Raw genomic sequence first — 26,504 nt, 5'->3', positions numbered from 1 at the left:
GCTCAGCCTCCGTTCTCTTGTGTGGGTCTTGAGGACCGGAGCAGCTCCACGAAGCCTTCCTCCAAGTCCAAGTCCATGACGTCGCGCACCGTGGCGCCGACGGCGTCGAAGTAGTGCCGCATCGGTGGTTCCCAACCGCGGACGATCCACGTCTCCATGGACCCCATCCCGTTCGCGCGATCGCGGCTCAGAATCGTGAACGGGGGTTCGTCAGCCGACTCGGGGGCGTCCGCGATGCGGAGTCGTTTGATGCCGTTCTTGAATTGCTGCATGGGTAGCTCCGCGACGAGCTGTCCGTCGTCCATGACCGCGACCCAGTCACAGAAGCGCTCGAGCTCGTGCACGAGGTGGCTGGAGATGAACACTGTCGCGCTGACCTCCGACACGTAATCGAGTACGGCGGTGAAGACGTCGCGTCTCACCACAGGGTCGAGGCCGTCGGTCGGCTCGTCCAGGACCAGCAGTTCAGGGCGTTGTGAGAGGGCCAGCAGAATGAGCAGTTTGCCCGTCTCACCTTTGGACATCCGCGAGATCTTTCGGTCCGGGTCCAAGTGGAGGCTTCCCAGCAACTCCTTACACCATCCCTTGTCCCAGCTCTCGTAGAACGAGGAGTGGTACCTCACCTGCTCAGCAACGGTCAGTGCCGGGTAAACATGCGGCCTTTCCGGTACGTATCCGACCCTCGCGAGGATGGACTTCATGTCCTTGGGCACATCCCGACCGAGCACACGGATCTCGCCGTGGTCGGGCTTCATCATGCCCATGAACAATCGAATGGTCGTGGTCTTCCCGGATCCGTTCGGTCCCAGAAAGCCGTAGATCGAGCCAGCGGGGACGGAGAGCGAGACGTCCTTCAACGCGAACGACTTGCCCGCTTTCCAGCCGACTCCGGTGAGCTCGATGGCGTTATTCAATGATCTCGGCTCCAACTCCCAAGAAACTGCTCCGCCATTGGCGTACCTCAGATGCCTCGGAAGGGGCTCGCTGCGCAGTTTTTGACCTCATGTGGCCGGAGCCCGCGGGGCGCAGGTGGGTTGCTCCCAAGAAACTGTCCTTTTGTTCGGGGTTCCTTCGGGCCCCTAACAGCGCCGTAGATACGTGCCCAGTTTCTGACCCCATGTGGCCGGAGCCCGCAGGGCGCAGGTGCGGTGCTCCTAAGAAACTGCCTGGTTTGAAGCGGTTTTGGGGGTGGAAGGGGGTGATTCTAGAACGAGTCCGGAGTCGATCTGCACGAGGTCGAAGCCGAGGGACTGGGCACGTTTGCGGAGGCCGATGAGGGCGCGCTTGCGGTGGCGCTCGTCGTAGAGCGCAGCGGGCTGATCGCGGTAGGGCGTGTGGTCGCGGAGCATGCAGTAGATGATCACGGCGAGCTTACGGGCGGTGGCGGTGATGGCCTTGGCTTTGCCGATGCGTCCGGCGAGGCGCCGGTAGAAGGCAGCGAGGGCGTGGTCACTCCGGGCGATGCTCATGGCGGCGATGCGGAGGGTCTTGGCGGCCCGGTTGGCGGAGGGTTGGGTGGCAGACCCGAGGAGCTTGCCACCGGAGATCTTGTTGTGGGGGGCGAGGGTGAGCCAGGAGGCGAAATGGCCCGGGGAGGGCCAACGGCTCATGTCGAACCCGATCTCGGAGATAATCTGTAGCGCACCGTAGGGCCCGATGCCGGGCACCTCGGTGATGTCGACGCCGCCGGCGAGCACGAAGAGCGGTGATCGGATGTCGAATTGGGGTTCGTTCTTGCTGCGTTTCTTGGTGCTCGGTCGAGCGGCGAGTTCGCGGTCGGGGGTCGGGCACTGGGCCTGGAGCGCGCGGATGAGTGCTTCGATCTGCTCGTCACAGGCGCGGAGCTTGACCTGGTAGACGTCGTAGAGTTCGATGGACTGGCGCAGCGCGAAGACGAGTTCGGGTCGGTAGTGACCGGTGAGGGACGCGACGAAGTCCTTCTCAGGGGCCTTGCAGCGGTAGTCGCGATGGCGAGCGAGCACGGTGGGGTCGGTCTGGCCGGCGACGATGTCGCGCAGGATGGCCATGCCGGTGACGCCGGTGACGTCCGTGATGACGTTGTGGAGCTGGAGGTTCATCAAGGTCATCGACTTCTGCATGCGCTGGATGTGGGCCGCGCATTCCTCGACGAGCGTGCCGCGGTGACGCACGAGCGTGCGGATGGCCGTGATCTCGGGATCGGGTCGGAAGCTGCCGCGCAGGAGCCCGAACGTGTGGAGCTGCTGGAGCCACTGGCAGTCGACAATATCGGTCTTGCGACCCGGTACGCCTTTGACGTGACGTGCGTTGACGAGCAGGACTTCGAAGCCACGATCCTGGAGGATCTCGAAGAGCGGGATCCAGTACACGCCCGTCGACTCCATGGCGACGGTCTCGATGCCGCACACGTCGAGCCAGTCAGCGAGTTCGTGGAGGTCCGGCGTGAAGCTCCTGAACTCGCGCACCGGTTGATCGTCGCGATCCTCGGGGACCGCGACCCAGTGGCTGGCTGAGCCAATGTCGATGCCCGCCGCGTTCAGGTGGACCCGCTCGAGGAACTTCGCCTCCCGCTTCCGTCGGTTCCGACGACTTCTCTTCTTCGAGGCGGTGGGCCTGCGCTTCATGGGTCGCTCCTTGGCTCTGGGACAACGAAAGGAGCATCGAAGGACAGGAGTGCGTCTCGTCTACACTCTCCCAAACGGGATCACGACTTGCGTGTCACCAATGATGTATTCGCGACACCCCATGGACCATGCTACCTGAACGGGGACATGCCACCAGTGGCGGACCGGCCTCAGTCCTCCCATGCTCCGCTCAGGGTATCAGGTACTTAGCCCGCAGCCATAGTCCAGTTTCTGCCTCATGTCGCCGGAGCCCGCAGGGCGCAGGTGCTTTGCTTCTGAGTAGAAGGCGCGCGAAAGCTCCTCCGCATGGATCCCCAACCGCGCCCCGTCCTGGAGGAGCTTTCGCACCAACCGTTGGGCCGTCGCGGCCCGCTCCTCGTCCCGCAGGAACGAGGGCACTTCTTGAATGAACGTGCCCTGGCCGTGTCGCTTCTCGACGAAGCCGTCGGCGGCCAGGTCGCGGTACGCCTGGGACACCGTCGCAGGGTTCACACGCAGGCTCCTCGCGAGCACGCGGACGGAGGGCAATGAGTCGCCGGGACCCAGGTCACCCGCCGCGACCGCGATGCGAACGCGCGCGGCGATCTGCGCGTAGAGCGGTGTCGGGCTACGCGGGTCGATGTCGTCGAACAGCATGGGTGTGCTCAACCCCCCCCGGCGGTTGCGACGGTGCGCGCCTCCGGCGCGCAGATGACCATGCCGGGCACCCAACCGGGCGGCACCTCGGAGCCGTAGCCGAGTCCGCAGACGCGGTCCATCCCAGGGTGCGTGAAGACCGCCGCCCAGCCCCGTGTGTTGGCGATCACGAAGTTGACTTCGATGCCTTCCGGTTGCTCGAACTCGAGGGCGTCGAGTCGCGTCGTGTAGCTCATGTTCTTCGAGTAGTGGATCTCCTGGCGCGTCGCCATCTGCTTGATGGTCGACTTCATGAGCGACAGCAGCTCATCGGGATCGGGAGGGACCTCCAGCGTTACAATCGACTCGGCACCGGTCAGCCATGCGGGTACGGGTCGAGTCTCGTCCGTTTCCTGGAGCTGGTAGGCCCGCACGAGGTGGACGCCGGACTCGCCCGTCCAGCGCCCGAGCATTTCTCCGGCGTTGATGTCCATCGGCTCGAACCGGTCGGGCACGTGCACGACCGCCACGGCATCACCGGCTGCGTTGATTGCGGTCCACTCGCTGGTCCCGTCCGGGTCCGTGTCAGGCTCGCGGATGAAGAGCGTGCCGTCCCTCGCCATGCGCACGATTCGGTAACCTGGCGAGAGGCGAGGCTGCGGGAGTCGGTCCAGGGCTGCTTTCACACGAGCTCGCGCGCTTGCCGCGAGCGCACCGTCGACCCAGAACCGGCCATACAGCCAAGCGTCGAGAGAAAAGGTCGAGTCTTGCGAGAGGTCGTAGCCGTCCATCTGCCCGCCGTATTCGCCGTGCACATCGAAGGTAGAGACGCGTCTCGTCGACCGATCGAGCACGCGTAGCGAGTCCGTACCGTGCGCGTAGATGCGGGACAGGTTCCGGAACTCGCCCGGTCCCTGTCCGACCCGTCCGAAGGAACCGACGAACACACCGTCCGAATCGTAGAAGGACACTCTGGACGCTCCGCCGTCCGAGACTGCCACCCTTCCGTCCTCTAGCCGTAGGACGCTCTCGACGGAACCGAACAGGTACTCTTCGTCTCCATCGATCAGTCCGATCTCGAGCGTCGGCCCGGACAGGGTGAGCAGCGGGAGCTCTGCGGGCGCCGTCGCTTCGGTGGCGGGTTCAGACGGAGTGCAAGCGACGCCGAAGAGCCAGACGGAGAGCACGGCGTATCGCATCATTGAGAGTCCCTCTTTTCTCTTTCGACCCACGATGCCACTCGACCGAGCGGCGCGACGACGACCCTCACCCATCACGAACCTCCAAAAAAGTGCGCGCTCCATTGACGACACATGATTCGACGCCCTGCGGGCACTTTTCGATGCGGATCACGTTGGAGTTTCGGCGCGGGAGGTGTGTAGGTGTACTAGTGTACCAGTCCACTAATACACTAAGACAGTGCGCCGGGGACCGCAAGGGTTTCCTGGGTCGAGCATGAACGAGACGGATCGAGAACGGTTGTCGTGCGCGGCTTGCCAGTCTATCGTGCCGTCGTCATGAGCGACCAAGAACCCCTCCCCGCGGCCGCCCCGGATGATCCCGAGGTGCGTTCGGCAGACGCCTTGCAAGCGGCGCTCGGTGACGAGTTCGATATCAAGCAGAGTCTCGGCAAGGGCTCGATGGCCACGGTGTACTTGGCGAAAGAAAAAGGGCTAGGGCGGCTCGTCGCGATCAAAGTCCTCTCGCCGGTTCACGCGAAGGACCAGACGGCGCTCAAGCGCTTCGAGCGCGAAGCCAAGGCCGCTGCATCGCTGGGTCATCCGAGCGTGGTCCAGGTCTACCGCTTCGGTCGGCTGCCCGACGAAACGCCGTACTTGGTGATGCGCTTCGTCAAGGGCCGCACCATGGAGGAGCGGCTCAAGGCCGAAGGCCGCCTCTCTCCGGCGGTCGCGAAAGAGGTCCTCCATGACATCGCGTCTGCCCTAGCGGCTGCCCACGCGGCGGGCATCGTTCACCGCGACGTCCGTCCGGCCAACGTGCTCTGGGACGAGGATGGCCAAAAGGCGCTGCTCGCCGACTTCGGAATTGCCGCGCTGCTCGTGACCAGTGGCGAGGAGGCCACCCGCCTGACCAAGACGGGTCAGATGATCGGCGATCCGAAGTACCTCAGTCCCGAACAGCTACTTGACCAGGATCTCACCGAATTGGCCGACATCTATGCGTTCGGTGTGCTCGGTTACGAGCTCCTCACGGGCGAGGGGCCCTACGACGCACGCACGAATACGCAGTGGATCACGGCGCACCTCAACCAGGATCCAAAGGATCTGCAGCAAATGCGTCCCGAGGTCGATGCGGACCTCGCGGATCTACTTCGTCGCTGCCTGAACCGTGAGCCGAAACACCGGCCGAGCGCGGCGGACGTGGCCCGGGCGCTGTCGGTCGATTCGGGACCTGCCGTGCAGTCTGCCATCGCCACGAGTGGGAGTGTGGAGGCGGCGGCGGATATGCGGCAGCTGATCAGGCGGCGGGTGCCCCAGGTGGTGATTGTGACAGGGGGCATCGGGCTCGGCCTGATGTCTCTAGTGAACGAGCTCACTGCCGATCAGGGATTGTTGGATCGGATCTTCTACCTGTTGACGCTGCCGTTCGTGGCTTGCGGAGTCGCGGGAGCGACGGTTGTCGCGTGGTTCCACGGCGAACGGGGCAAGCAGCAGACGAACGTTCTCGAATGGATGCTGCTCAGCGTGATCGGCGGGATTTGGGTCACCGTGAGCGCCTGGATCTTGCTGGCGGGGTGAGCGGCCTCCCCGCCGCCTGATTCGCGCAAGCAGAGAAGAGTCCATTTAGCCCGGCTATCGCGGTCGGGTACGGGGGGCAAGTGGGGCTGATGGTCCGATGGCGGACGGTGCGGCGCGCCGGTAGCTTGGTGGGCTTCATCGATCAAAAGCGGCCCAGGGGGGGGAGCACATGAAGTCGAAGCTGGTTCTGATCGGGTGCTGCCTGACGCTGACCGTCGTGGCCCAGGTAGCCTCGGCGCAGGCTCCTGCGAACGTCCCCGAGCACGCACCAGCCCGCATCCACCCGCTGCCCACGTTGCGCGAGCAGGCGAAGGAGCAGCAGGCGTGGCTCGAGATGCGAATGGAGCGGATTCTGCCGGCGCTCATGGCCGAATACGACGTGCGCATGTGGATCCTGTCGATGCGCGAGTACGCCGAGGATCCGGTGTTCTGGTCCATCACCTCGCCGACGACGTTCGCCGCCCGCCGTCGTTCCATCTACGTCATCACGCGGCGTGACGATGGTTCGCTGGAACGGCTGGCGCTCGGTGGTACGAGCCAAGGGGGAGTGTTCGAAGCGTTCCGCTCGACGCGCCCCGCGCCCACCCAGCCCACGGCTGAGCTGGTAGGAAGCGAGCAGTGGAATCTGCTGCGGGAACTGGTGGAGGATCGCGACCCCGAGAACATCGTGCTCAACATCGACCCGGTGTGGGCCTTCTCTGACGGGCTGCACGCGGGTGAGGCGGAAGAGCTGCTCGAGGCCCTGGGCGACGAATACACCAAGCGGGTCAAGCGCGAGCCCCGCCTCGCGATGAACTACATCGGGCTGCGACTTCCCGAGATGATGCCGCGCTACCGCAAGATCGAAGAGACCGTACACGCCATAATCAGCGAGGCGTTCTCAAACTCCGTGATCACGCCCGGCGTGACGACCACGGAGGACGTCGTCTGGTGGATGCGCCAGAAGCTCAGGGACCTGGGATACACCACCTGGTTCCAGACCTCCGTCGACGTGCAACGACGGGGAGAGATCGCGCGGGGCGGACCGGTGGTCATCCAGAAGGGGGACCTGCTCTGGACAGACTACGGCGTGGTGGGTCTCAACCTCCACACGGACACGCAGCACCTCGGCTACGTGCTGAAAGACGGAGAGACCAGCGTTCCCGCCGGCCTGGAGCAGTGCCTGGCGAACTCCAACCGACTCCAGGATATCCTGCTCTGGCACATGGAGCCGGGACTGACAGGAAACCAAATCCTCGCGAACACGCTCGGTCAGATGCGCTCAGAAGGGATCGACGGGACCGTGTACACGCACCCGATTGGGGACCACGGTCATGGAGCCGGCCCGCTCATCGGACGTTGGGACGGGCAGGAAGGTGTACCCGTCCGCGGGGACGCGGTGCTGCTGCCCTCGACCTGGCACTCGATCGAGTTGCAAGCGACGACGCCGATCCCTGAGTGGGGCGGCAAGCCGGCCTCGTGCCGGCAGGAAGAAGAGGCGTACCTGGACGAGCAAGGCGAGCGCCATTGGGTGTTCCGTCGCCAGAACAGATTCCACCTGGTTTGGTAGGCCCAAGCTGACCTTCCCGCACCTGTGAGCGCACCCAAGACGGGGAAGGCGTTCGACCGCTCGATCGTGGAGGGGCCGATCAGGGGAGCCGTGTGGAAGCTCGCGTGGCCCACGATGCTCCAGAACATCATCGGCGGCATGCAAGGAATCGTCGATCACGTGATGGTCGGCAACTACGTCGGCTACACCGGCAACGCGGCGATCGGAGTGTCCTGGCAGATCTTTCTGGTCGTCATCGTCTTCATCAGCTCGCTCTTCACGGGCATGGGTGTGCTCGTCGCGCGATTCACGGGTGCAGACGAACCCGACAAGGTGAACCGCACGGTTTACCAGGCGTTCCTCACCGCGGTCATGCTCGTCGTGGTGATCATGGCTCCCATCGGATATCTCGCGTCCCCGTTGCTGCTCGACCTGGTCAACGCGGCCCCGGAGGTGCAAACGGAAGCGCTGCCGTACCTGCGCATCATGTTCGTTTTTTCGTTCGGCATGCTGCTCTTCTTCATGCTCGGTGGCGCCCTTCGTTCGGCGGGTGACGCCAAGACGCCGCTCCGACTCGGCATCGCGCTCACGATTCTGAACATCACGCTCAACGTGATCTTCATCCGAGGCCTGGGCCCGATCCCAGCCTTCGGCACCAGAGGTGCCGCGATGGGCACGGTCATCGCGGGGGCGCTCGTGAGCGGGTATGCGATGCTGCGGCTCTTCAGTGGCACCTGGGTCGTGTCGTTCCATAGAGGAATGAACTTGATGCCCGATTGGAAGATCATCCGGCAGCTCTTCAAGTTCGGCCTGCCCACGGGTATCCAGGGCATCGCGATGAACATCGGGGGAGTGTTCCTGCTGGCCTTCATCGGGTCGCTCTCGATGAGCGCACAGGCCCAGGCCGCGTATGTGGTCAGCTACACCCAGCTCTTTTCGTTCATCACGTGGACATCGGTCGGCATCATGGGCGCGACGGCGGCGGTCGCGGGCCAGAACCTCGGGGCCGGCAAGCCCGACCGGGTTAGCGAGGGGGTTCGCACAGCCGCCGTCTTCGGTCTCCTGCTCGCGGCGGGGATCGGTGCTTCATTCGTGATCATCCCGAGCGTGCTGCTCGGCATATTCGGCATGGACGATCCGGTCGTGCTGGGGCTGGGTGTCGAGTTGCTCCGGTATCTTGCCGTATCGGGCCTGTTCATCACGGTCGCGCTGGCGTACACCGGCGGGCTGCAAGGCACCGGCGATACCAAGAGTCCGATGTATATCTCGATGGTATCCCAGCTTATTCTCCCACTCGGCATGTGCTTCACCATCCAGACCTTTTCGACACTCGATCCCGTCGACATCTGGCTCGCGATCGTGCTCGGACACTTTACCCGAGCCCTGTTGAGCGTCCTCGTCTTCCGGCGCGAGAAGTGGCGGGGCATCAAGGTCGATCTCGGGGAGGCGAAGGCCTGATTCGTAGGGGTCACCCGGTCCAGGACCGAGAGCCCGACGAGCGCAGCCGCCGGTGGCTCGACCCGAAGCGGGCCGGCCCCCATTATAAAACCCCTTCCGTCCCTCGATCAGACCGTCCCTCGATCAGACAGCGACGCCGCGTATGGCTAAGCAATATTGGCTCATGAAGTCGGAGCCCTACGTCTACTCCATCGACGACCTGGAAAAGGACGGATCGACCTGCTGGGAAGGCGTACGCAACTACAGGGCGCGTAACAACATGCGGGATATGAGCGTGGGGGACGAAGTGTTGTACTACCACTCCAACGACAAGCCCCCTGCTGTGGTCGGCCTTGCGCGTGTCTGCAAGGAGGCGTATCCGGACCACTACGCCTTCGACCGGAAGTCGAAGTACTTCGACGCCAAGTCGGACTCGGACAACCCGCGTTGGTGGATGGTCGATGTCGAGTTCGTCGCAAAGTTCGACGAGTTCGTCGGTCTCCCGGAACTCAAGGCGGATCCTGCGCTCGCGGAGATGGAGCTCATCCGGTACGGGCGTCTCTCCGTGCAAGCGGTGACGAAGAAGGAGTTCACTCACGTGAAGAAAGTGGCAGGCTACAAGGGGTGAGGTCCGCGGGTGTGGAGGTCGGACACAGCACCATCATTCGCGGACAGGGGGCGAGGGAAACGCTGACCGACATCAAATCGTAAACCCCATCCAGGTGAAGACCCATGCGCAGCAACCTTCGTTCGATTCCCATTCTCGTGGCTCTGGCCGCGTCGCTGGCCGCGACGCCAGGCGCAGTGGATGCGCAGCGGTTGGCGACGGACGATCCCGTGCTCCGGCAGATCTGGGATCAGGCGATGGACAACTCACACTTCGAACAGCTCGGGACAGCACTACTCGACTCGATCGGCCCGCGACTGACCGCGTCGCCCGGTATGGAGCGCGCGCAGGACTGGGCGGTGAAGACCTTCCAGAGCTGGGGCATCGAAGCATGGACGGAGCAGTACGGCACCTGGGAGGGTTGGGACCGAGGAGTGAGCCACATCGACCTGATCGAGCCGCGCGTTCGCTCGCTGGAGGGGCGCATTCTGGCGTGGAGTCCTGGTACGGGTGGAGAGCCGGTCGATGGAGAGGTCACGTACCTGCCGACGATCGACTCGCCCGCGGACTGGGAGTCCTTCCTGGGCACGGTGAGCGGCAAGTGGGTGATGCTGTCGTTCCCCGAGCCGACGTGCCGTGCGGACGAGCAGTGGGCCGAGTTCGGAACACGCGCGTCCGTGCAGAGCATGTCGCAGGCCCGGCAACAGGGTCGGCAGGCATGGAATGCGAGCCTGAGTGCCACGGGCTCGACCGACGGTCGCAGGCGCGACCTTCACTCCGCCCTCGAAGGTGCCGGCGCTGCGGGCATCATCACATCTCAGTGGCCGGGCTCGTACGGGACGACGCGCGTCTTCAACGCGTACAACCGCGAGACGCCCACGTTCGAGTTGGGCTGTGAGGACTACGGTCTGGTCCACCGGCTCGCGAAGGAAGGACGGCACCCGATTCTGCGCGTAACCGCGGAGGCCGAGAACCGGGGCGAGGTACCGGTCTACAACGTGTTCGCCACGATTCCCGGGACGGAGCTGCCGAACGAGTATGTGATGCTCTCCGCGCACTTCGACTCGTGGGAGAGTGGCTCCGGCGCGACCGACAACGGTTCCGGATCGCTGCTCATGATGGAGGCGATGAGGATTCTGAAGGAAGTGTATCCGAACCCGAAGCGTACGATCCTTGTCGGTCTGTGGAGCGGCGAGGAGCAGGGCCTCAACGGATCACGCGCGTTCACCGAAGACCATCCCGAGGTGGTCGAGGGGCTGCAGGCGCTCTTCAATCAGGACAACGGCACGGGCCGCGTCGTGAACATGGGCGCGCAGGGCTTCACGAAGGCGGTGGGTTCGCTCGCTCGCTGGCTATCGCAGGTGCCGTCCGAGGTATCGGGTGGCATCGATCTTCGACTTCCCGGGAATCCGGGCGGCGGCGGCTCCGACTATGCGTCGTTCGTGTGTCATGGGGCGCCGGCTTTCAACCTCGGCGCGCTTTCCTGGGACTACACCTCGCACACCTGGCACACCCATCGCGACACGTTCGACAAGCTCGTCCTGGACGATCTGAAGAACAACGCGGTGCTTGCGGCGTCACTGGTCTACCTGGCTTCCGAGGATCCCGAGCGCGTGAGCCGCGAACGCCGTACGGTGATCACCGGTCGGGGTGGGGGTCCGGGTCAATGGCCCACGTGTTCCCCGGCGGTGCGCGCTTCAGGCGACAGCCCGCGCATGTAGCGCCGGATCGCGTTGCGTCCTTTACGGACTGCTAAGAGCACCGAATTCGATGATTAAGAACTACGTAGGTGGCGAGTGGCGCGACGCCTCTGCCACCGACTCGTTGGCCGTGACGAACCCCGCGTCGGGTGAAGAGATTGGACGGGTCCCACTCTCGACCGCGACCGACATAGATGCGGCGGTGCAGGCAGCTAAGGCCGCCTACCCGGCATGGCGCGACACCCCGGCGCCTGAGCGCGCACGGGTGCTCTTCCGGCTCAAGACCCTGCTGGAGGAGCACAAAGAGGAGCTCGCACGTCTGCTGGTGACCGAGCACGGCAAGGTGCTGCCCGAAACACGGGGTGAGATCCAGCGTGGCATTGAGAACGTCGAGCACGCGTGTGGCATCCCGACGCTCATGATGGGCGATACCGTAGAGCAGATCGCCGTCGGAATCGACAGCGCGTCTTGGCGCCAGCCGTTGGGAGTGTTCGGCATCATCACGCCGTACAACTTCCCGGTCATGATCCCACTCTGGTTCTGGCCGTATGCGGTCGCGACCGGGAACAGTGTCGTGCTCAAGCCGAGCGAGCAGGATCCGCTCACGCACCAGAAGATCGTCGAGCTCGTCGAGCAGGCCGGCCTCCCGCCCGGGGTGCTCAACGTCGTGCACGGGGCGAGGGAGACGGTCGAGGCGATGTGCGACCACCCGGACATCGTCGGCGTGTCCTTCGTGGGCTCGAGCGATGTCGCGAAGATCGTGCATGCACGCGCGTCGGCGTCCGGCAAGCGGGTGCAGGCGCTCGGCGGAGCGAAGAACTACATGATCGTGCTTCCCGACGCGGACATGGACGCCGCCCACGAAGCGTGCTCCGCTTCGGTCTTCGGCTCGACCGGGCAACGCTGCCTCGCCGGTAGCGTGATCGTGGGAGTCGGCGACGCGCACGCACAGATCAGAGACCGTATGCTCGATTCGGCCGCGTCCATTCGGCTCGGGGACGGGCTGGAGGCCGGGACCGACATGGGTCCGGTGATCTCGGCCGCGCACCGTGATCGGGTGAACGCCTTCATCGATCAGGGCCGATCCGACGGGGCCAAACTCTCGCTGGACGGGCGCGGCGCGACCGTCGAGGGACTCGAAGGCGGCTTCTGGGTAGGGGCTACGGTCTTCGAAGACGTGCCGCCGGACATCTCCATCGCGACCGAGGAGGTCTTCGGACCGGTCGCGGGCATCAACCGCGCCAAGGACGTCGATGAGGCGGTCCGCATGATGCACGCCAGCCGTTACGGCAACGCGTGTTCGATCTTCACCACGAGCGGCAAGGCGGCGCGCGACTTCCGGTATCAGGCCGGCATCAGCATGATCGGCGTGAACATCGGCGTCGTCGCCCCGATGGCGTTCTTCCCATTCGGCGGCTCGAAGGGCTCGTTCTACGGGGACCTGAAGGCACAGGGCCGCGACGGCATCTCCTTCTACACCGATCAGCGGGTCGTCATCTCACGCTGGTGAGCGACTCCGAATCCCAGGGCGGGTGACATACCATGACTGTTTCGACGGTGAGCGCGGGCGCCACGAGCGCCGAGATCGTAAAGGGACAGCGGGAGTACCTTCTGCCTTCGCTGCTGCACATGTACTCGGAGCCGCTCGCGCTCGTCGAAGGTGAGGGAGTCCGGGTCCGTGACGCGGATGGTCGGGAATACCTCGACCTGTTCAGCGGCATCCTCACCACGTCGGTAGGCCATTGCCACCCGCGTGTCGTCGAGGCGATGACGTCGCAGATGAACCGGCTCGGGCATATCTCGACGCTCTACGCGAACGAGCCGCAGGTGGAGGCGGCGAGGCGCATTGCCGACATCGCTCCGGGGGCGCTCAAGCGCACGTTCTTCAGCAACTCGGGCACCGAGGCGATCGAGACCGCGCTCATGATGGCGTGCCTCGCCACGGGAAGGACCGAGATCATCGCACTCCGGGTCGGCTATCATGGCCGCTCCTTCCTGGCCACCAGTGTCACCGCGCATTCCGGGTGGCGGCCACTCGCCACCCCGGTGGCGGGAATCAAGCACGCGATGTCTCCGAACGCGTACCGCTGTCCGTTCAAGCAGCCTTGCGACGACAGCTGCGTAGACAAGTTTGTGGACGACCTCGAGGAGGTGATCTACACCACAACCAACGGCCGTCCAGCCGCCTTCATCGCTGAGACGATCCAGGGCGTGGCGGGCTATGTCGTGCCTCCCCCGGGCTACTTCCAGAAGGCGGCCGAGGTTATCCGCAGTTACGGTGGCCTGCTCATCATCGACGAGGTGCAGACCGGCTTCGGTCGTTGCGGAACGCACTGGTTCGGCATCGATCACTGGGGTGTCGAGCCCGACATCATGGTCATGGCGAAGGGCATCGCGAACGGTGCTCCCGTCGGTGCCACGATCACGACGGACGAAATCGCGCACGGGTGGAAAGGCAAGACGATCTCGACCTTCGGGGGCACGCCAGTCTCGATGGCGGCCCTGTGTGCGACGCAGGACGTGTTGCGCGAGGAGAACGCGCCTGCCAATTGCGAGGCGCGCGGTGCTCAGCTGCGGGCCGGTCTCGAGCAGATCCAGAGCCGCCACGCCTGGATCGGGGACGTACGGGGCATGGGCCTCATGCAGGCGGTGGAGATCGTGAAGGACCCGACCACGAAGGAGCCAGATGTCGAGCGGACTTCGAAGCTGGTCGAAGCCACGCGGGACGAGGGCGTGCTGATCGGGCAGGGTGGGCTGCACGGTACGGTTCTTCGAATCGGGCCATCGATGCTGATCAGCGAAGAGGACATCGCCGAGGGTGTGCAGAAGCTCGGCGCGGCGTGCGACAGGGTGGGCTGAAGCCCACGCCATGCCAATTCTCGGAATGCCCCTGGACGCCTGGATTCTCCTTCTGGTTTCAGTCGGCCTCGGCCTCGGCCTCGAAGTCGCTTTCCTGAGGGCACAGAAGCGCCATTCAGCCGCACGCGATGAATAGTGCCGGAGCTGCTCAGGACGACGCTGGGGGTGTCACCTGACGTCCCCTACCGTCGTCGGAGTCCTGGTCGGCTACCTGCTCGTTCTGCTCGGAATCGGCTTGTGGGCGAGCCGGGAGTCCGGCGACCTCAAGGGCTATTACGTCGCAGGGAAGCGATTGCCCTCATGGGTGATCGCGTTCAGCTCGAACGCCACCGGAGAGAGCGCTTGGCTCTTGCTCGGGCTTACCGGGATGGGCTATGCGATCGGGGTGCACGCATTCTGGGTCATCCTCGGTGAGGTCCTGGGCGTCGCCGCGGCGTGGATCTTCGTAGCACGACCGTTCAAGGAGTATACCGACCGCTTCGATTCCATCACGGTTCCCGATTATCTGACCGACCGGTTCCGAGATACGAGCCATGTCTTCCGGTGGCTGTCGGCCGTCATCGTGCTGAGCATGGTCATGGCTTACACAGCAGCCCAGCTCACCGCGTCGGGGAGGGCGTTCGACTCGTTCCTGGGCACCGGATACACGCAGGGCGTGTGGATCGGACTCGGCATCGTGCTCTTCTACACGACGGTCGGCGGCTTCAAGGCGGTCGCGTACTCTGATTTCGTGCAGGGCGTACTCATGCTCGGCTGCCTGATCATGCTGCCGATCGTCGGCGTCATCGCGGCGGGCGGATTGAGTGAAATGTTCTCAGCGCTCGGGGCCGCCGATCCCGCGCTTCTGCGACCGATGGGTGAGTTCGGGCTCGGGCCCGCGGGGATCGCGAGCGCGATCGGGTTCGTCGCCATCGGGCTCGCGTTCCTGGGCTCACCCCAACTGCTCATGCGCTTCATGGCTGCGCGAGATCAGAAGCAGATCGTCGACGGCGGCAAGTGGGCGGTGCTGTGTATCATCGGATTCGACATCGGTGCGGTGTTCGCGGGAATGGCAGGCCGCACGCTCTTTCCGGGCCTCGTCGGCCTCGAGACCGAGACGATCTTACCAAAGATGAGCACCGCACTGTTCCCGGCATTTTTCACGGGAGTCTTTCTGGTGGTCGTGCTCGCCGCGATCATGTCGACCGTCGACTCGCTGCTCATCCTGGCGTCTTCGGTAGTCGTCCGGGACGTGGTCCAGAAAGCGCTCGGATCCAGCTGGAGCGAGCGGAGGCTTTCGACGCTGGGCAAGGCGGTCACCGTCGTCATCGGCGTGGCCGGGCTCGCGGTCGCGCTCCGCGAGGTGCGGATGATCTTCTACTTCGTGCTCTTCGCCTGGTCGGGCATTGCGAGCGCGTTCACGCCTGTCATTCTCTGCTCGCTTTTCTGGAAGCGCACGACGAAAGCCGGCGCGGTCGCCGGCATGATCGGCGGCTTCGTCGTCACCGTCGTTTGGGTCATTTGGTTCAAAGAGCGCTTCTACGACTTGTACGAAATGATCCCGGGCTTCGTGGCCGGATTCGCGTGCACGATCGGCGTGAGCCTGATGACGGAGCCGAATGCAGAAGCGGTCGCGGAATTGGAGTCGGTGCACCAGGCGGTTGGGCCCGTATTCTGACCGAATGGAGCTGCGGCTAGCTCCCCGCTGGCCGCATCCTTGAAAGCCCCGTACGATGATGCCGTACGGTCCGCGTACGTCGCGTTCCCGAGGTCCCAGGGGGTGAAAATGAGCGAGATCAGCCGGAAAAACTTCCTTGGACTCGGCACCGTCGCGGCCGCCGGATTGGCCTCGGGTTGCGCTTCGGGAGCGGATGAAAGCGGGCTCGCGCCCGACGTGGTCGTAGTGAACGGCAACGTGCTTACCCAGGACGCTGCTCAACCGACCGCGGAGGCATTCGCGATCAAGGACGGTCGATTCGTCGCGGTCGGTACGAACGACGACGTCCAGAACCTCATCGCGAGCGGCACCGAGGTCATCGACGCCGCCGGCGCCACCGTGCTTCCGGGCTTCATCGACGCCCACTCGCATCCATCCGGCGCGGGGCTCAACGCCTTGAAGAACGTCGACACGAACCTGGGCAGCATCGCCCGCATGCAGGAGGCGCTCCGGGCTCGAGCCGCCGAGACGCCGCCGGGAGAGTGGATCGTCGGTTACATGTACGATGACACCAAGCAGGAAGAGGGTCGCCCCGTGAATCGTCTCGACCTCGACGCGGTGAGCACGGAACACCCCATCGTCGTCGGGCACCGGGGTGGTCACACAGGAGTCTACAACTCGAGGGCCTTCGCAACGGCAGGTGTGACGGTCGATACGCCAGACCCGTTCGGCGGGCGTTTCTATCGGGAAGACGGCGAGCTGACGGGAAAGGTCGCAGAGCGCGCGCGCGGTGTCTTCAACGTCTCGTCGACGTCGACGCGAGAGGAGCGGGCCGCTGGGGTCGCGCTCATTTGCAGGCAGATGAACGCCCACGGTCTGACCTCCGTGCATCAGGCGGGCACGAGCTCTACGGCCTTCACGGCGTACCAGGATGCCCGCGAGGCGGGTGATCTCACGTTTCGCGTCTACGCCATGGCACGAGGCGGCACGTTCCCGTCGCTGAACCGCGCTGGAATCCGCACGGGCTTCGGCGACGAATGGTTGAAGGTCGGCCCAGTGAAGTTCGCCGCGGACGGGTCGGCGTCGGAGCGCACCATGGCGATGAGCACGCCCTACGCTGGGCGGCCTGACGACTACGGCATCCTGACCATGACGCAGGAAGAGGTGCACGAGGCGGTCGAGGAAGGGCACCGCTCCGGCTGGCAGGTCGCAATCCACGCGAACGGCGACGTGACCATCGACATGGTATTGAACGCGTACGAGCGCGTGCAGCGCGAGTGGCCCCGAGCAGACGCTCGCCATCGCATCGAGCACTGCTCGCTCGTCAATCCGTCACTGTTACAGAGGATCGCGGACGGCGGCTTCATCCCCGCTCCGTTCTACACGTATGTGCACTATCATGGCGAGAAGTGGATCGAGTACGGTGAGGAGAAGATGGAGTGGATGTTCGCCCACAAGTCGTTCCTCGACTACGGGATCCCGGTCGCCCCGGCGTCCGACCACAGCCCGGGTCCCTATGAGCCCCTGATGGCGATCCAGTCGATGGTGACCCGGAAGGACTTCTCTGGGCGCGTGTGGGGCCCGAGCCAGCGCATCACGGTGGATCAGGCGATCAACGTGTGCACCGTGAACGGCGCCTTCGCGTCCTTCGACGAGGGCGAGAAGGGCACGATCACGGCGGGTAAGCTCGGCGACTTCGTGGTCCTGGCCGAGGATCCGCACGATGTGGATCCCGATCGTATCAAGGAGATCCAGGTCGTTCGCACGGTGGTGGGCGGCACGACTGTGCATGAGGCGTAGGGCTTGGAGGACCCCCACTTCGTCGCCCTCCAGACGGCGCTCGCCGGACGGTATTCCCTAGAACGCGTGTTGGGCCGCGGGGGAATGGGCATCGTCTACCTCGCGCACGAGGTGGCATTGGATCGACCGGTGGCACTGAAGCTGCTGCCGCCGGAGATGGCAGCGCAGGAGGACGTACGAGACCGCTTCCTGCTCGAGGCACGCACAGCCGCGAAGCTCTCGCATCCGAATATCGTACCGATCTTCGCGGTGGACCAAGTCGACGAATTCGTCTTCTTCGTGATGGCGTTGGTGGAGGGCGAGACGCTCGGGGAGCGCGTCCGCTCCCGCGGGCCCCTGAGCGACGCCGAGGCGACACGGCTCATGCGCGAGGTCGCTTGGGCGCTCGCGTACGCGCATCTGCAGGGCGTCGTGCACCGAGATGTGAAGCCCGACAACATTCTGCTCGAAGTCGGCACCGGTCGCGCGCTCGTCACCGACTTCGGGATCGCGCAGGTGAGTGCGGAGACGGAACGAGAGGACACCGACCGCGTCCTGGGGACGGCCGAGTTCATGAGTCCGGAGCAGGCGAAGGGTGCCTCCGTCGACGGGCGCAGTGATCTCTACTCACTGGGTGTCGTGGGCTTCTACGCGGTCTCGGGTAGGGTGCCGTTCGAGGCGAGCACCGCGGCGGCGGTATTGGGCATGCACCTAGCCGAAACGCCCCCTCCGGTGGCCTCGCGGGCGCCACAGCTGTCGGCGTCGCTGGCACGCACGATCGACCGCTGCTTGCGTAAGGACCCGGACACTCGGTTTCCTGACGGAGGAGCGATCGCGGATGCTCTGGCGCAGGAGGCCGCGATCGATCGCCCGTTACCGGTGCCGTTGAGGGTCTTCATCAAGCATTTGCGGGAGATGACTAAGTCTTTCTCGGGGCTCGCGATTTTCGCGCTTGTCTTCCTTCTCCCCAGCCTGGTCGAAGGGATCGTCGAGGGAAGCTCGGTTGTGGTCGTGGCCCTCGTGGCAGCCTTGGCGGCTCTCTTCGGCCTGGGCGGGCCAGGGCTGCTGGCCTACCATGCTAGAAAGTTGCTCAGGGCGGGCCATACGGTGGAAGACGCACGCATCGCTCTCGAGCAAGACGTGATGCAACGCAACGAGGAGTTCCAATTCGAAGTCGGTCTGAGGACGACCGGGGTCGACGTCCTGTTGAAGTGGGTTTCGCTGGGAGGGTTCGGCGTCGCGGCGCTCACCGCAGTGCCGCTATGGCTCTCTTCCGGCGCCTCCAGCTCTCTCTGGACCATCCCTAGCCTGGCGTTGGTGACGGGGCTCGGTGTGGGCGCGCTTCATGTTTCCCGAACGAGGCGTCGGGCGGACATCGCTGGGGAGCGATTGCTCAAGCTCTTGCGCGGTCGGCTCGGAGATTGGGTCTTCAAGCTCGGCGGGTTCCGCCTCAAGGGGCGAGTTGCCCTGGGCGCCAGCACATACCGCCCCACCGAGATGGCGATCGGACTGGCCGCCGACCGGCTGTACGAGGAGCTTCCGAAGGAGACGCGCCGGTCCCTGTCAGGCCTACCGGACACCGTTCGCGGATTGGAAGCCGATGCGCGGTCTCTTCGTGGGCAGGTCGCTGAGCTCAACGGTGTGCTCGCCGAGCTGGGCGACGACCCCGCGGCGCCTGGGCAGGACGCCCGGGCGAAGGTCCGGGCCGACGTGACTGCGACGCGGGACGAGGCCGCATCGCGGCTGCGGGAGGCTGTCAAGGCGCTCGAGACGATCCGGGTCGGTCTCCTGCGCATGCATGCCGGCGAGAGCGTGCTCCAGAGCGTGACCATGGAGTTGAAGGCGGCCAAGGAAATCTCGTCTGACCTGGAGAGCCTTCTCGAGGGGCATCGCGAGGTGGAACGTCTGCTCGCTCAACGGCGAGCGACCGGCACGTTCACGATCGTCGACGAGTGAGATTGCGTGCCGGTCTGGTCGACCGTGTTACTCGAATATGATGTGGTGAACTGACGAGCGGATGAAGGGGCAGGTATGGGTGCGCGCGCTCTGGCCACACAATCCGAGCAGGAAGGGTTGCGCGGGTGCCGCTCAGGCGACGCTAGATGACAGTGTCTTGCCCCTCAGCCACTCCTCTGGGGTCATCGTCCGCTGGCGTTCACGCGGGTTCATGCGGAACCACCGAGCGACGAGCAGGATCTCGGCGGCTTCCTCGGGCTCGAGTCCGGAGAGCCCTGGATCGGTCTCGCCGTAGACCTCTTCGATCTGGCGCGCGAGCCGCTCCCGTGCACGCGCTCCTTTGGGATAGGGGAGATCCTTGCGAATCCGGCCGCGCCTCATCAGGTAGATGCGGTCGTCTCCACGGAAGCCCGGGACGCGATAGGTGAACGTCAGGTCCTCGACGCGTCCTCGAAAAGCGAGCAGCTCGTCCCGGAAGTGCCTGAGCCGCTCGAGGCGATCCCGCAGTAGCGCCGCGTACTCGAAGTCCATGCGAGCCGCGGCTGCGCCCATCTGCTGCTCCAACTCTCGAAGCGGCTGCTCGGCGCGACCCTCGAGGAATCGACGCGCGACGTCGACGGCTTGCCGGTACTCGGCCGCTGTGGGGCGCCCACAACACGGCGCCAGGCAGCTGTCGAGGTCCGCCCGGATGCAGCGTGGCATACGCCCGCCTGAGAAGATCTCGAGTTGATCGTCGAAGAAGACCGGGGTCGTCGACGGGCAGTCGCGGAGCCGGAGCACGTGAGCGAGCTCGCGGATCGTGCGGGCGAGGGCGCCGACCCTGGGGAACGGACCATAGTACGTCGCGCCGTCTTCGGCGATGCGCGTAACCGGCAACATTCTTGGAGCCTGCTCACGCGTGACCTTCACGAACGCGTAGATGCGCTTGCGCTTGTGTTGGACGTTGAAGCGCGGCTGCCACTTCTGGATCAGCTTCATCTCGTGGATGAGCGCCGCGAATTCGTTGGGGACGTACTCCCAAGAGACCCGCCCGGCTTCGCTGATGAGCTCCCATGCCTTCTCGCCCTTGGAAGCCCGGAAGTAGGATAGAAGCCGGGTGCGCAGGTGCACCGACTTTCCGACATACAGCAACTCATCCCCTGGACCGTACATGCGATACACGCCCGGGCGGTTTTCCGCCTGGGCTCGGATGTGTTCGCGAAGCGTCGGGTTGGGGCGCATGCGGTGCGTCGTTCTAGCGGCGTGGGGTGGCGCTTTCGTTCTTTCTTCGGGAAACTAGAGACGGTGGCCCTGCGCCGCCAACAGTGTCCCGTTCGCCCATTCGCGACTCTCTGCGTCATCTCGATACTTACCCCATGAGCACTACGGTCCCCGGAAAAACGATCAGGGATCCTCTCTGGAACACGATCCGGCTCGATCCCACAGCCGTGGGGATCGTGGATACCCCCGAGTTCCAGAGACTGAGGTACATCCGTCAGCTCGGGCTCGCGCACCTCGTCTATCCCGGTGCCACGCACACGCGCTTCGATCATGCACTGGGTGTCTATCATCTGACGATCACGGCGTTGCGCCACTTGCGAGATCGGGGCGGTGTCGCCTCGGAGGCATGGGAAGGCGAGGAGCTGGTGCCTTATGCAGGCCTGCTGCACGACATCGGACACTACCCGTTCTCTCACGCGCTGGAGGAGTTGGAGGCCGAACAGCTGCCGATGCATCACGAGGAGGTGAGCCGGCGGTTCTTCTCCTCGCCAGCGTTGCGTGACGCGCTCGCACCTCTTGGCCTCACAGCTCCGGATCGGATCCACGAGCTCATCTCGGGTGAGAGCCAGCTCCCGCTTCGAGGGCTCGTGAGCGGCGGTCTCGATCTCGACAAGATGGAGTACCTGCGCCGCGACGCTCACTTTTGCGGAGTGCCCTACGGTGAGGTTGATGTGTGGCGGCTGATCCAGGGCCTCGCGCTGCTCGCGGATCCGGAGACCGGAGCGTTCGAGGTCGGTGTGCACGAGAAGGCGATCGCCGCGCTCGAGTCGCTGCTGTTCGCCAAGTACCAGATGTTCAGGAACGTCTATTGGCACCACGGAGTGCGCGCCGCCACCGCTTTGTACAAGCGCATCGTGGAGGAGTCCGTCCGGGCGGGTCTTCTCGATCCGGAAGAGCTGATCGGTCCGACCGACGAAGAGTTGCTGTACGAGATCAGCCGGCGCTCACAGGAGGACGACGGAGAGATAGCGGAAAGAATTGCGACTCGGTGGTTGCCGGCCCTGAGGCAGCGCCGTCTCCCGAAGCGGGCGCTCGAACTCACTGCCGCGGACCTCGCCGGACGGCAGGTAGAGGATTGGGCCGTCGGTGACTCCCCGTGGAAACGGGTGGTCGAGGACGACCTCGCCGCGGAACTCGGACTCGAATCGGGTGAAGTCGTCATCGACTTCCCAGCGAAGCCCGAGATGTTCCAGCTCGACGTCCTCGTGGAGCGGCGTGGTGGCGAGATAAGCCGTCTCGGGTTGGCGGGGCTTCCGGGCCTGCTGGACCTGCCGAGACTCGCGCAGCAGCTGTACGCGACCGCCCGAGTGCTGAGGGTCTTCACCTTCGAGCGGCGGGAGATCCCGGCCGAGCAGGTGCTGGAGCGGATCACGCGTCCCGTCGGCAGCGTCTAGACTTGGAGTTCGGCAGTCGCTGACTCGCCGATCACCCTACCAGAACGATCACCCTACCAGAACTAGTGCGACCGTGATGTTGTCGTGCCCACCCGCTTCATTCGCCGCGGCCACAAGCGCTTGGGCCGCGACCTCGAGGACCTCGAGATCCGGAGCGACGCCCAACTGCTCCCGAAGTATGCGCTCGATGTCCTCGTCCTCGAGCATGCCGACGAGCCCGTCTGAACAGAGCAGATATACGTCCCCGACTACCGCGGTTCCATCTTGCACATGGGGTACCGGCGGATCTTCCAGCCCGACGCACTGCGTGAGGATGTGGCCGAAGGGGTGACGCCTCGCCTGCTCCGGTGTCAGCTCTTTCGCATCGACTCGCGCCTGGACCCAAGTGTCGTCCTGTGTAAGCTGGACGAGCGCGCCAGCCCTGAGACAATAGGCCCGCGAGTCGCCCACGTGCCCGAGCACGTACTCTTTCCTGTCGAGATCGAGGGCCATCGCCGTGAGGGTCGTGCCCATTCCTTCCAGCTCTTCGTCCTGCGCGCACGCCTTCCGGATCGCCTGGTGAGCCGACATGACGGATTCCAGCATGGTCGCACGCATTCCTGCCGACAGGCCCTGAACGGGAGGGCCTGATCCGAGCCTCTCCTCCAGCATCTCCGCAGTTTGGTCAGCCGCGATCCGACTTGCGACATCACCGCTCGGGTGCCCACCCATACCGTCCGCGACGATGGCGATGCCGCCGGACGGGAGCAACGCGAGACTGTCCTCGTTTCGCGTGCGAACCCGCCCGATATCGCTGAGGCCGACAAAAGTGGTCGTGTTCGGCACGTAGAGCGTTCAAGTGACCTGCGAAGGGGGCTGCTCCAGGAATGGCAAAGTAGAAGCACCGGCGCTCGTGCGGCAACCAGGTCGTGGAATGCAGCTCCAACGCGAGGAACCCCATCGCGGGACTGGGTTACCAGTGGGCGAATCCCCCGGAGCGCCTCCGCTGGGAACTATGAGACCAGCCCAGACGTACCAGAAGTGCTGGAGTTTAGTTGACAGGCCGGGCTCCCGCGGGCACCTTAAATGGCTGAAGATTCGACGAAATTTTGGACCTCTACCCACAGGCCCTCTGTATCGAGGGTCGGTGAGCCAGGACTTGAAGGAGAATAGACACGATGGCCGCTGCCGATACCAGCAAGCGCAAGCGCCGGGGGAAGGGCAATCTTCTCTCGGGCTTCGACGCGAGCGTGGAGGAGCAGAGCGCCCTCGATCAGTACCTCCGAGACGTGAGTCGCCACGAGCTCATCACTCCTGACAAGGAGAAGGAGCTCGGCGCTCTGGCCCAGAAGGGCGACCAGGAGGCGATCCAGGAGCTGGCGCGAGCGAACCTACGCTTCGTGATCAGTGTTGCTAAGAAATATCAGAATCGCGGCGTCTCTCTCACGGACCTGATCCAGGAGGGGAACGTCGGACTCGTTACCGCTGCGCGGAAGTTCGATCCCGAGCAGGGCGTGAAGTTCATCAGTTATGCCGTCTGGTGGATTCGTCAGGCCATCCTGGCGTCTCTCGCCAACCACGGTCGGGCGGTTCGTGTTCCGCTCAACCGGGCGAGTGACCTCGCTCGGATCTTTCGCGAGAAGGAGCGCCTGAAGCAGGAGAAGGGGCGCGAGCCGACGACAGAGGAGTTGGCCGAGGCCACATTCTTGACGCCTGAGCTGGTCGAGTCCCTGCAGACGCTGAACGCCGCAGAGATCCGTCTCGATGCGCCGATCGGTGACTCGGAGGACTCACAGCTCGTTGAGCGCTTCATCACCGAAGAGGCGGCGGAGCCCGAAGTCGAGGTCGAGAGCCGCTTGCTGACCGAAATGATCACTGAGGCTCTGTCCACGCTCGAGGTACGCGACGCGAAGGTCCTGCGCCTGTACTTCGGTCTCGAGGGCGAGCGCGAGCATACACTCGAAGAGATCGGGAACATGCTCGGCGTGACCCGTGAGCGGATCCGGCAGCTGCGCGATCGTGCGCTGCGACGTTTGCGCGACGGCGAGAAGGGCACTGCGCTGGAGTCTTTCGCTGCGTAATGATTGAGCCGGCCGTGATTCGGTCGGACTCTGTGGCCCCCCGTTGGAAGTCGTTCCGGCGGCGGGCTTCGCGCATTTGGGAGTTGCGTGCGTGAGGGGCAGGGTACACGAGGCTGGTGGAGGTGTGTACCGCATCCGATTGGAGGACCACCGAGACGTCGAAGCGTCGTTGCGCGGGCGGCTCAAGCGGCAACAGCGCACGGGGAGCCGCGTCGTCATCGGGGACGTAGTGACGGTGCGTACGTCAGGTGACGCGTGGACGATCGAGAGCGTGGAGGAGCGTTCGACGGAGCTCGTGCGCAGAGGGCGAGGCGGGCGGGCGCCGAAGCTGCTCGCGGCCAATCTGGACAAGGCATTCATGGTCGTCGCGGCCAAGAATCCAGACGCCACGGTCGAGTTGATCGATCGCTTGCTGATGCTTGGCGAGGCGAGCGGGATGCTAGCGATCCTGGTCATCAACAAGCTCGATGCGTTGGGCGCGCCCGACGTCGAAGCGCTGTTCGCGCCGATGTACCGGGCCATAGGCTATGAGGTGCTTCCCGTCAGTGCCGAGACTGGCGAGGGACTCGAGCTACTACGTCGGCGGATGTGCGACGGCACATCGACCCTGATCGGACCATCTGGTGTGGGGAAGTCGTCGTTGCTCAACGCGATCGATCCCGAGCTCGGGCTGCTAACGGGCGAACTTTCGCGGAAGACCAGGACCGGGCGGCACACGACGGTCAGCTCCCGTATCATACCGCTCGCTTGCGGTGGGCTGGTGGCGGATACGCCTGGTTTCGGAGACGTCGCTTTGTGGGGCGTTGCGCCGGAGGAGGTCGCTGGCTGCTTCCCAGAGTTCGCGGATCCCTCCGAGCTGTGCCGGTTTCGCGGATGCACCCACGTACACGAGCCGGACTGCGGTGTGAGGGCTGCGCTGGAAGCGGGTGAGATCTTCGACTCCCGGTACCGGAGCTACCTGACCGCGCGAGCCGAGGCAGAAGAAGCGCGCTGAGGTAGTGCGCCCTGTTCCGCAGAGGTCCCTAGAAGGGTGATCGGAAAGGGGGGTGGGCCCAACATCATGGTTGATATGATCTTACGCCCCTGTGGGTTGGGGTGGCACGGCCCCATCTCCGTCGTTGGAGCGTCTCAGAGGAGCTACGGCTACGCCTTCGCCCCTCCGCGACCCACGCTGCGCGCGGGTGCCCTCTGGGGCCGTGGCACTCGGGGACCCATGCGACAGCACGGGTGGCGGCCCGCCCCCCTTTCCGATCACCCTTCTAGGCCTGCCCGCGGCGCAGGGGGGTGACTCTCGGAGTCCCCGACACGGGATCCGTCGTGACCGATACCGGCCACGCATAGACGCTGGCCAGCGTCGGCTCGGTCATGACCTCGGCAGGCGTGCCCTCGGCGGCGACCCTCCCCTGCGAAAGCAACAGCAGGCGGTCGGCGAACCGGGCGGCGAGATCGAGGCCGTGCGTAACCACGACGACGGTGAGTCCCGAGTCCGCCGAGCGTCGGAGTAACTCGAGGATCGCCATCTCGTGACGGATGTCGAGGCTTTTGGTCGGCTCGTCGAGCACGAGCGCCTGCGGCTGTTGCGCGAGGGCTCGAGCGATCCGCACGCGCTGGCGCTCTCCCCCTGAGAGCGTGGTCACGTCTCGGCTCACGAACTCAGTGACGTCACACTCGGCTAGAGCTGCGGCCACGGCCTCCCTGTCGGCGTCACTTTCACCGGAGAGAGGCCCAAGATGAGGATAGCGGCCCATGGCGACCATCTCGCGGACCGTAAGCGGAAACGACAGAGTTTCCGACTGCGCGACCGCGCCGACCGCTCGTGCCAGCTCACGACGGTCCCACGTGCCCACCTCGCGGTCATCGATATAGGTGCCGCCCGAGGTCGGCTTGAGCACACCCATCATCGACCGCATGAGCGTTGACTTGCCCGATCCGTTGGGCCCCAACACGGCGTAGAGGCATCCGTCCGGAATGGTCATCGAGATGCCGTCTAGCGCTGGACGTTGTGCGCCGGGATACCGCACTACGAGGTTCCTCGCCTCGAATCTCATGTCGCGACTAGAAGGCTGATGAAGAAGTACAGCGGGCCGCCACCCGTGCATAGGCACGGGTCCCCGGGTGCCACGGCCTCATAGGGGAACCCGCGCCGAGGGCGCGGGTCGCGGAGGGGCGAAGGCGTAGCCGTAGCTCCTCCGAGACGCTCCAACGACGGAGATGGGGCCGTGCCACCGCAACCCACAGACATGCGTGTCCTTTCATCCTGGTGTTGGGCACATGGCGACCAACGCTTTCGCGTCGGTGCCCGCGCGGCTGA

The 26,504-nt window shown here is 64.8% G+C and carries 20 protein-coding genes; 13 read left to right on the top strand and 7 right to left on the bottom strand.

Translation table 11 applies throughout. The features are described 5' to 3' along the window. Window positions 1–2: 2 nt before the first annotated feature. The 4 genes from IIB36_00215 to IIB36_00200 form a co-directional block, all read right to left on the bottom strand. On the bottom strand, window positions 3–914 hold the full coding sequence (locus tag IIB36_00215; protein MCH7530166.1) for an ABC transporter ATP-binding protein: 912 nt from the start codon (window positions 912–914) through the stop codon (window positions 3–5). Window positions 915–1,154: 240 nt separating this feature from the next. Continuing rightward, a complete protein-coding gene (locus IIB36_00210) occupies window positions 1,155–2,519 on the bottom strand; it encodes an IS110 family transposase (protein MCH7530165.1) in 1,365 nt (454 codons plus the stop codon). 282 nt (window positions 2,520–2,801) lie between these two features. Beyond that, window positions 2,802–3,239: a GntR family transcriptional regulator gene (locus IIB36_00205; GenBank protein ID MCH7530164.1), complete on the bottom strand. Its 438-nt coding sequence runs from the start codon at window positions 3,237–3,239 to the stop codon at window positions 2,802–2,804. 8 nt (window positions 3,240–3,247) lie between these two features. Further along, the gene (locus tag IIB36_00200; GenBank protein MCH7530163.1) at window positions 3,248–4,420 is read right to left on the bottom strand and encodes a hypothetical protein; all 1,173 of its coding nucleotides are present in this window, start codon (window positions 4,418–4,420) and stop codon (window positions 3,248–3,250) included. A gap of 315 nt (window positions 4,421–4,735) precedes the next feature. Here IIB36_00200 and IIB36_00195 point away from each other — a divergent pair, with 315 nt between their 5' ends. From IIB36_00195 to IIB36_00150, 10 genes are all read left to right on the top strand, one after another. Further along, complete coding sequence (locus IIB36_00195) at window positions 4,736–5,977, top strand: serine/threonine protein kinase (GenBank protein MCH7530162.1); 1,242 nt, start codon at window positions 4,736–4,738, stop codon at window positions 5,975–5,977. Window positions 5,978–6,146: 169 nt separating this feature from the next. Next, the gene (locus IIB36_00190) at window positions 6,147–7,526 is read left to right on the top strand and encodes a M24 family metallopeptidase (GenBank protein MCH7530161.1); all 1,380 of its coding nucleotides are present in this window, start codon (window positions 6,147–6,149) and stop codon (window positions 7,524–7,526) included. Between the two features lie 24 nt (window positions 7,527–7,550). Then, complete coding sequence (locus IIB36_00185) at window positions 7,551–8,963, top strand: MATE family efflux transporter (protein MCH7530160.1); 1,413 nt, start codon at window positions 7,551–7,553, stop codon at window positions 8,961–8,963. Window positions 8,964–9,105: 142 nt separating this feature from the next. Next, window positions 9,106–9,570, top strand: coding sequence for an EVE domain-containing protein (locus IIB36_00180; protein MCH7530159.1), 465 nt, complete (start codon window positions 9,106–9,108; stop codon window positions 9,568–9,570). 104 nt (window positions 9,571–9,674) lie between these two features. Then, entirely contained in the window at window positions 9,675–11,270 is a 1,596-nt protein-coding gene (locus IIB36_00175; protein ID MCH7530158.1) for a M20/M25/M40 family metallo-hydrolase, read from the top strand. Between the two features lie 49 nt (window positions 11,271–11,319). Next, window positions 11,320–12,759: a CoA-acylating methylmalonate-semialdehyde dehydrogenase gene (locus IIB36_00170; GenBank protein MCH7530157.1), complete on the top strand. Its 1,440-nt coding sequence runs from the start codon at window positions 11,320–11,322 to the stop codon at window positions 12,757–12,759. Window positions 12,760–12,791: 32 nt separating this feature from the next. Then, on the top strand, window positions 12,792–14,108 hold the full coding sequence (locus IIB36_00165; protein MCH7530156.1) for an aspartate aminotransferase family protein: 1,317 nt from the start codon (window positions 12,792–12,794) through the stop codon (window positions 14,106–14,108). A gap of 235 nt (window positions 14,109–14,343) precedes the next feature. Further along, window positions 14,344–15,765 (top strand): sodium/proline symporter, encoded by a 1,422-nt coding sequence (locus IIB36_00160; GenBank protein ID MCH7530155.1) that lies wholly within the window; start codon window positions 14,344–14,346, stop codon window positions 15,763–15,765. A gap of 108 nt (window positions 15,766–15,873) precedes the next feature. Continuing rightward, the gene (locus tag IIB36_00155; GenBank protein MCH7530154.1) at window positions 15,874–17,544 is read left to right on the top strand and encodes an amidohydrolase; all 1,671 of its coding nucleotides are present in this window, start codon (window positions 15,874–15,876) and stop codon (window positions 17,542–17,544) included. 3 nt (window positions 17,545–17,547) lie between these two features. Continuing rightward, the gene (locus tag IIB36_00150) at window positions 17,548–19,479 is read left to right on the top strand and encodes a protein kinase (protein MCH7530153.1); all 1,932 of its coding nucleotides are present in this window, start codon (window positions 17,548–17,550) and stop codon (window positions 19,477–19,479) included. Between the two features lie 132 nt (window positions 19,480–19,611). Here IIB36_00150 and IIB36_00145 read toward each other — a convergent pair whose 3' ends face one another. Beyond that, window positions 19,612–20,700: a UvrB/UvrC motif-containing protein gene (locus tag IIB36_00145; GenBank protein ID MCH7530152.1), complete on the bottom strand. Its 1,089-nt coding sequence runs from the start codon at window positions 20,698–20,700 to the stop codon at window positions 19,612–19,614. Window positions 20,701–20,834: 134 nt separating this feature from the next. Here IIB36_00145 and IIB36_00140 point away from each other — a divergent pair, with 134 nt between their 5' ends. Further along, window positions 20,835–22,133 carry an HD domain-containing protein gene (locus IIB36_00140; protein ID MCH7530151.1) on the top strand — a complete coding sequence of 433 codons (1,299 nt, stop codon included), beginning with the start codon at window positions 20,835–20,837 and terminating at the stop codon, window positions 22,131–22,133. 48 nt (window positions 22,134–22,181) lie between these two features. On the opposite strand, the gene IIB36_00135 is transcribed toward IIB36_00140, so the two are convergent. Continuing rightward, window positions 22,182–22,958 (bottom strand): serine/threonine-protein phosphatase, encoded by a 777-nt coding sequence (locus IIB36_00135; GenBank protein MCH7530150.1) that lies wholly within the window; start codon window positions 22,956–22,958, stop codon window positions 22,182–22,184. A gap of 332 nt (window positions 22,959–23,290) precedes the next feature. Between IIB36_00135 and IIB36_00130 the strand changes: the two genes are divergently transcribed. Both IIB36_00130 and rsgA read left to right on the top strand, forming a co-directional pair. Beyond that, on the top strand, window positions 23,291–24,193 hold the full coding sequence (locus IIB36_00130) for an RNA polymerase sigma factor RpoD/SigA (protein ID MCH7530149.1): 903 nt from the start codon (window positions 23,291–23,293) through the stop codon (window positions 24,191–24,193). A gap of 91 nt (window positions 24,194–24,284) precedes the next feature. After that, entirely contained in the window at window positions 24,285–25,187 is a 903-nt protein-coding gene (gene rsgA, locus IIB36_00125; protein MCH7530148.1) for a ribosome small subunit-dependent GTPase A, read from the top strand. 265 nt (window positions 25,188–25,452) lie between these two features. Here rsgA and IIB36_00120 read toward each other — a convergent pair whose 3' ends face one another. Beyond that, entirely contained in the window at window positions 25,453–26,241 is a 789-nt protein-coding gene (locus IIB36_00120) for a heme ABC transporter ATP-binding protein (protein ID MCH7530147.1), read from the bottom strand. Window positions 26,242–26,504: the final 263 nt, after the last annotated feature.

This window comes from Gemmatimonadota bacterium (genome assembly GCA_022560615.1).
In the GTDB taxonomy this organism is placed as follows: Bacteria; Gemmatimonadota; Gemmatimonadetes; order Longimicrobiales; family Gaopeijiaceae; genus UBA1138.
Note: the sequence above shows the minus strand (reverse complement) of the source record. Positions and strands in the feature narration are given on the sequence as shown.

Coding starts and splice junctions, on each gene's coding strand:
- IIB36_00120 (MCH7530147.1), bottom strand. CDS start 26,241: ATGAGATTCGAGGCGAGGAACCTCGTAGTGCGGTATCCCGGCGCACAA.
- IIB36_00155 (MCH7530154.1), top strand. CDS start 15,874: ATGAGCGAGATCAGCCGGAAAAACTTCCTTGGACTCGGCACCGTCGCG.
- IIB36_00165 (MCH7530156.1), top strand. CDS start 12,792: ATGACTGTTTCGACGGTGAGCGCGGGCGCCACGAGCGCCGAGATCGTA.
- IIB36_00170 (MCH7530157.1), top strand. CDS start 11,320: ATGATTAAGAACTACGTAGGTGGCGAGTGGCGCGACGCCTCTGCCACC.
- IIB36_00190 (MCH7530161.1), top strand. CDS start 6,147: ATGAAGTCGAAGCTGGTTCTGATCGGGTGCTGCCTGACGCTGACCGTC.
- IIB36_00175 (MCH7530158.1), top strand. CDS start 9,675: ATGCGCAGCAACCTTCGTTCGATTCCCATTCTCGTGGCTCTGGCCGCG.
- IIB36_00200 (MCH7530163.1), bottom strand. CDS start 4,420: ATGATGCGATACGCCGTGCTCTCCGTCTGGCTCTTCGGCGTCGCTTGC.
- IIB36_00205 (MCH7530164.1), bottom strand. CDS start 3,239: ATGCTGTTCGACGACATCGACCCGCGTAGCCCGACACCGCTCTACGCG.
- IIB36_00130 (MCH7530149.1), top strand. CDS start 23,291: ATGGCCGCTGCCGATACCAGCAAGCGCAAGCGCCGGGGGAAGGGCAAT.
- IIB36_00145 (MCH7530152.1), bottom strand. CDS start 20,700: ATGCGCCCCAACCCGACGCTTCGCGAACACATCCGAGCCCAGGCGGAA.
- IIB36_00195 (MCH7530162.1), top strand. CDS start 4,736: ATGAGCGACCAAGAACCCCTCCCCGCGGCCGCCCCGGATGATCCCGAG.
- IIB36_00140 (MCH7530151.1), top strand. CDS start 20,835: ATGAGCACTACGGTCCCCGGAAAAACGATCAGGGATCCTCTCTGGAAC.
- IIB36_00180 (MCH7530159.1), top strand. CDS start 9,106: ATGGCTAAGCAATATTGGCTCATGAAGTCGGAGCCCTACGTCTACTCC.